Source organism: Actinomadura sp. 7K534, from assembly GCF_004348575.1.
Classification (GTDB): domain Bacteria; phylum Actinomycetota; class Actinomycetes; order Streptosporangiales; family Streptosporangiaceae; genus Spirillospora; species Spirillospora livida.
Genome location: NZ_SMKB01000349.1, coordinates 1 through 5,577, shown reverse-complemented (window position 1 = coordinate 5,577; position 5,577 = coordinate 1). Strand labels below are relative to the sequence as shown.

The window sequence follows — 5,577 nt, the reverse complement described above, 5'->3', positions numbered from 1 at the left end:
GGTCACACCGGGGGCGGGGTGACGTCGGCGCCGGGGGAGTCGCCGTCGTCTGCTGCTTCGGTGGCGTGCCCGCCGAACTGCTGGCGGAGGGCCGCGACCACCCGCATGGCAGGGGAGTCCTCCTGGCGGGACGCGAACCGCGCGAACAGGGAGGCGCTGATGGCAGGCAGCGGGACGGCGTGCTCCACGGCGGCCTGCACCGTCCAGCGGCCCTCGCCGGAGTCGTTGGCGTAGCCGCGCAGGTCGTCGAGTTCGGGGTCCTCGGCGAGCGCCCGGTTCAGCAGGTCCAGCAGCCAGGACCGGATGACCGTGCCCTCCTGCCAGCTCAGGAACGTCTCCGGCACCCGGGTCACGATGCCGCTGGCCTCGATCAGCTCGAAGCCCTCGCCGAACGCCTGCATCATCGCGTACTCGATGCCGTTGTGGACCATCTTCACGAAGTGCCCGGCGCCGGTCGTCCCGGCGTGGACGAAGCCGTACTCCCCCGCGGGCTTGAGCGTCTCGAAGATCGGCATGAGGCGCTTCACCGTGTCGTCCTCGCCACCGACCATGAGCGCGTAGCCGTTCTCCAGGCCCCACACGCCGCCGCTGACGCCGCAGTCCACGAACCCGATCCCCTTGGCGGCGAGCACGTCGCCGTGCTTCTGGTCGTCCACATAGTGGGTGTTGCCGCCGTCAATGACGACGTCGCCAGGCTGAAGAGTTTCCCCCAGGCTGTGGATGGTGTCCGTGGTGGGTTGCCCAGCAGGCACCATCACCCACACGGCGCGCGGCGGGGACAGCCGTTCGGCCAGCTCCTGGACCGAGCCCACGTCGCTGAGGGCGGGATCGTGGTCGTAACCCACGACCGTGTGGCCGCCCCTGCGCAGCCGCTCGGCCATGTTGCCGCCCATCTTGCCCAGGCCGATGATGCCAAGCTCCATGAAAAGCCCACTCTCTTCCTGTGCGTAACTGCACGCGCGTCCACATGCGCATGCCGGACCGCACGGTTCCCTGCCGCGCGGCCGGATACCGCGCGGCCGTCAACCGCACCTACTGATCTTCACGCGTGCGCGGCCGCGGGGGCGACCCCGAAGAACGTCGTCCCCAGGTGCGCCCAGAGCTGTGCATGCCCCGGGGGCGATCCTTCTCACCGCATGACCGCCACTGCGAAGGGCGAGAAGGGTGATATGCGACTTACCTCGACGACACCCTCGCCCCTACCCGGACAGCCGGACGGGCATGATCAGGTAGCGGTAGTTGGGGTTCTCGCCGTCCTGCGGCGGCTTCCCGGTGAGGACGGCCGGCTTCGTCGGCGTCGTGAAGGACAGCCTCGCCACGTCCGAGCCGATCGCTGAGAGCCCGTCGAGGAGGAACCCGGGGTTGAAGGCGATGTCGATGTCCTCGCCCTCCAGCGTCGCCTCCAGGGCCTCCACGGCCTGAGCCTCGTCGCCGGTCCCGGCCTCCAGGACGACCTCGCCCTGGCTGAACGAGAGCCGCACGGGGGTGTTGCGCTCCGCCACCAGCGAGACGCGCTTGACCGCCTCGATGAACGGCGCGGTCTGGATCTCGGCGAGGCCCGCGTACTCGCTCGGCAGCAGCGACCGGTACTTGACGAAGTCGCCGTCCAGGAGGCGGGAGGTGGTCCGGCGGCCGCCGCCCTCGAAGCCGATCATGCCTTCGCCGGTGCCGCCCGCACCGCCGAGCGCGATCGACACCTCCGCGCCCGCCGTCAGCGACTTGGCGGTGTCGGCGAGCGTCCTGGCCGGGACGAGCGCGACGGCGGAGAAGTCGGGACGCTCCGGCTTCCAGTGCAGCTCGCGCACGGCCAGCCGGTAGCGGTCGGTGGACGCGAGCGTGACGGTCTCGCCCTCGATCTCCACACGGACGCCGGTCAACATGGGGATCGTGTCGTCCTTGCCCGCGGCGATCGCGACCTGGGACACGGCGGCGGCGAACTCGTCACTGCCCACGGACCCCGCGGCCGGCGGCATCTCCGGCAGCGTCGGGTAGTCCTCCACAGGCATGGTGAGGAGTGTGAACTTCGCGCTGCCGCAGCGGAGCATCACCTTCGCGCCGTCGGTCGTCACCTCCACAGGGTGTGGAGGAAGGCTGCGGGAGATCTCTGCGAGAAGGCGTCCGGACACGAGCGCCGTTCCCGCCTCCTCTACGTCGATGTCCGTGGACACCTGTGCGGAGACCTCGTAGTCGAACGCGGACAGCTTCAGCCGGTCGCTGTTCTCCTCACCCCCCGCGACGATGTGCATGCCGGCGAGGACAGGCACCGGGGGGCGGACCGGGAGCGTGCGCGCGGTCCACGCGACGGCGTCGGCAAGGGCGTCTCTGTCGATGCGGAACTTCAAGGGGACCCGCCTCCTGCAGGTGTCGGACAACGGTGAGGTGATCCTGCCTCGGCCCGGGCGCTCGGGACAGGTTCTCCCCAGGCCCTGATTTGAGATGGATCTTTTCTTGGATAGAGAAGTAGTGCAGTACCAGTCATAGGGGCGGTGGATAGTGTGGACAGACCCCGTTTTCCCAGGTCAGAGCGCGTTTCTCTGTCCACCGGCCCTGTGCATGGGGAGTGGACGGCGCGGCGGCGCCTGGGGACGGCGAATCTTTCCCCACACGTCGTCCTCAAGTCATCCCCCGGTTTTCCACGAGTTCTCCACGGGTATGCCCACGGTTTCGACGGCCTGTGTACACGGGACGCGTGGTCAGCGGAGTCCTCCCCAGGTCCGTCCCCAAGTCGTCCACCGGATGTCCACGGGATGTCCACCGGTTGTCCCCAGGTGGCCGGGTGCTCGTGCACAGCCGGTCCACATCCGTCCACGGTTCATCCTCAGGTTCTCCAGGGGTTGCCCACCGGGTTATCCACGAAAATCCCCAGAGTTTTCCACAACTTGTGAGTAGCGCCTTTGCTTCTCGGGGGATGCGCGCCTTTTGCCCCTTTCGTTGGGCGAACGGGGTGTGGACGAGGCGTCCGGAGCCCGTCCACAGGCGTCGTGCAGGTCTGTCCACAGTGTGCAAAAGGTGCCGGTCAGCGCTTGCGGGCCTGGTGCTTGATCCGCCCCGTCAGCTCCGTGACCTGGTTGTATATGGCGCGGCGCTCGGCCATCAGCGACCGGATCTTGCGTTCGGCGTGCATGACCGTCGTGTGGTCGCGGCCGCCGAACTGCTGCCCGATCTTGGGGAGGGACAGCTCGGTCAGCTCCCGGCACAGGTACATCGCGATCTGCCGCGCGGTGACCAGCATCCGCGAGCGCGACGGCCCGCACAGGTCCTCGATCGTCGTCCCGAAGTACTCGACCGTCTGCGCCATGATCATCGCCGCGGTGATCTCGGGACCGGAGTCGTTGGGGATGAGGTCCTTGAGGACGATCTCGGCGAGCTTCATGTCCACCGACTGCCGGTTCAGGCTCGCGAACGCCGTCACCCGGATCAGCGCGCCCTCCAGCTCGCGGATGTTCGTCGCGATCTGCGAGGCGATGAACTCCAGCACGTCCGGCGGCGCGGCCAGGCCCTCCTGGCGCGCCTTCTTCTGCAGGATCGCGATCCGCGTCTCCAGCTCCGGCGGCTGGACGTCGGTCGTCAGGCCCCACTCGAACCGGTTGCGCAGCCGGTCCTCCAGCGTCACCAGCTCCTTGGGCGGCCGGTCGCTGGAGATCACGATCTGCTTGCTGGCGTTGTGCAGCGTGTTGAACGTGTGGAAGAACTCCTCCTGCGTCTGCTCCTTGCCCTCAAGGAACTGGATGTCGTCCACAAGGAGGATGTCGACGTCGCGGTACCGGCGGCGGAACCCGTCGGCCTTTCCGTCGCGGATCGAGTTGATGAAGTCGTTCGTGAATTCCTCGGAACTCACATAGCGGACGCGCGCCCCATTGAAGAGGCTCTGCGCGTAATGCCCGATCGCGTGGAGAAGGTGCGTCTTGCCGAGACCGGAGTCGCCGTAGACGAACAGCGGGTTGTACGCCTTGGCCGGCTGCTCGGCCACCGCGACCGCGGCGGCGTGCGCGAACCTGTTCGACGACCCGATGACGAACGTCTCGAACGTGTACTTGGGGTTCAGGCGCGCGTGCTCGGACGCGACGGCACCCGAACCGGACGAGCCGCCCCCACCGCCTGGCACCGGCGCAGGCCCACGGGACTCGGAGCCCTCCTCGTCCCGGAAGGGACCCTCGCTCCGGTAGGGCTCCTCACCGCGGTACTGAGCCTCGCCACCACCGCCGTACTGCTCCGAGCCCGGGTACTGCTGCTCGCCGCCGCCGAACGACGGGTCGCCCCCTTGAAACGTGTCTTCGGCGCGGCCGCGCTGTGGCTCGTTCCCACCGTGCTGGGGTTCGTGACCCTGTTCCTCGGCACGGCCGCCTCCTGGACGCAGCGGCCCCAGGGTGCGGTCGTTCAGATGCGAGCGCGGTGGACGACCGGAAGGCTCGCCACCGAAACCCTCCTGGTCCCCGTAACCCGGGTAGCCCTGCGGGCCGCGCCCGTCGCGCCCGTCATAAGGGGCCGAACCCCGTCCACCGGGCCCCCCGCCATACGCGGGGGGACGGGACGCAGGCGGATAAGACCCACGGTCGTCATCCTCAGGCTGTGGATAACCTCCGGGCGATCCCTGGCCGGGAGCGGCCCCCGGCTGGGGCCGGTACCCCTGCTCGCCGAACGACCGCTCCGGAAACGGGCGCTCGGACCGGTCGGACCGTTCGCCACGCGACGGATCACCGCGCGTCGGGTCGGTATAGGACGGGTCGCCGTACTGCTGCTCCCCGTAACCAGAGTCCGTGTAAGACCGATCCCGGTCTCGATCCCGGTCTCGATCCCGATCGCGGTCGTCCTGCGGCCGATCCCCATAGGGGTCTGGGTAAGTAGGTGTGGCGTCGTGCATACCGGGCCCGGCCCCGGCCCCAGGAATGGGCGCCGAAAGCGGCTCCCCTGTCCCTGGCCGCGAGCCCGTCCCAGGCCCTGCGCCAGGCGCGGTACCAGGGGCGACGGGCGGTTCCGGCTGGACGGTCACCGCGACACGGATCTCCCTGCCCAGCTCACGCGACAGGGCCTGCGTGATCAGGTTGCGCAGCCGGGTCTCCAGCGCGTCCTTGGCGAACTCGTTCGGGGCGGCAAGCAGAGCCGTCCCCTCCACCAGCGCCAGCGGGCGGACCATCGGCAGCCATGCGCGGTAACTGGGAGACAGATCACTCTCGGACAGTGCGGTGAGGGTGCGGGCCCAGACTGATCCGAGATCCTGACCGTCCATGCGCAAGGTCCCCTCCCCCTCCGTTCGTCGGAGTACCTGACTGCCCGTCTGTCCCGCGGGGCGCGATCGGCCTCACAGGGCACGGCCGCGACGCGGAAGCCTTACTCTCTCACGAGTTGTCCACAGAGTTGTCCACATGCTGTGCATAGGCATAGGGCACCCTGTGTAAAACCCGTACGGTGGGTTCCTGCGCGCGGGGTCGGGAAGTGTCCGGCCTCTGGAGACCGGAACGGGAGCGGTTCTGAACGGGGGGTTCGCGGGGCGGAAGATACCGACATCAGATCGTCGAGTTCGTCGAAGGAGCGTCGGCTCGCCCGGACGACCCTAACCGCTGCGGGCCACACCCGCAA

At 68.7% G+C, this 5,577-nt stretch carries 3 protein-coding genes; all 3 read right to left on the bottom strand.

Going from position 1 to position 5,577, the window contains the following annotated elements; translation table 11 throughout:
- Positions 1-2 precede the first annotated feature (2 nt).
- The gene (gnd, locus tag E1266_RS35065; RefSeq protein ID WP_132054553.1) at positions 3-923 is read right to left on the bottom strand and encodes a phosphogluconate dehydrogenase (NAD(+)-dependent, decarboxylating); all 921 of its coding nucleotides are present in this window, start codon (positions 921-923) and stop codon (positions 3-5) included.
- Between the two features lie 276 nt (positions 924-1,199).
- On the bottom strand, positions 1,200-2,342 hold the full coding sequence (gene dnaN, locus E1266_RS35060) for a DNA polymerase III subunit beta (protein WP_132054551.1): 1,143 nt from the start codon (positions 2,340-2,342) through the stop codon (positions 1,200-1,202).
- Positions 2,343-3,016: 674 nt separating this feature from the next.
- Positions 3,017-5,227, bottom strand: coding sequence for a chromosomal replication initiator protein DnaA (gene dnaA, locus E1266_RS35055; protein WP_132054549.1), 2,211 nt, complete (start codon positions 5,225-5,227; stop codon positions 3,017-3,019).
- Positions 5,228-5,577 lie beyond the last annotated feature (350 nt).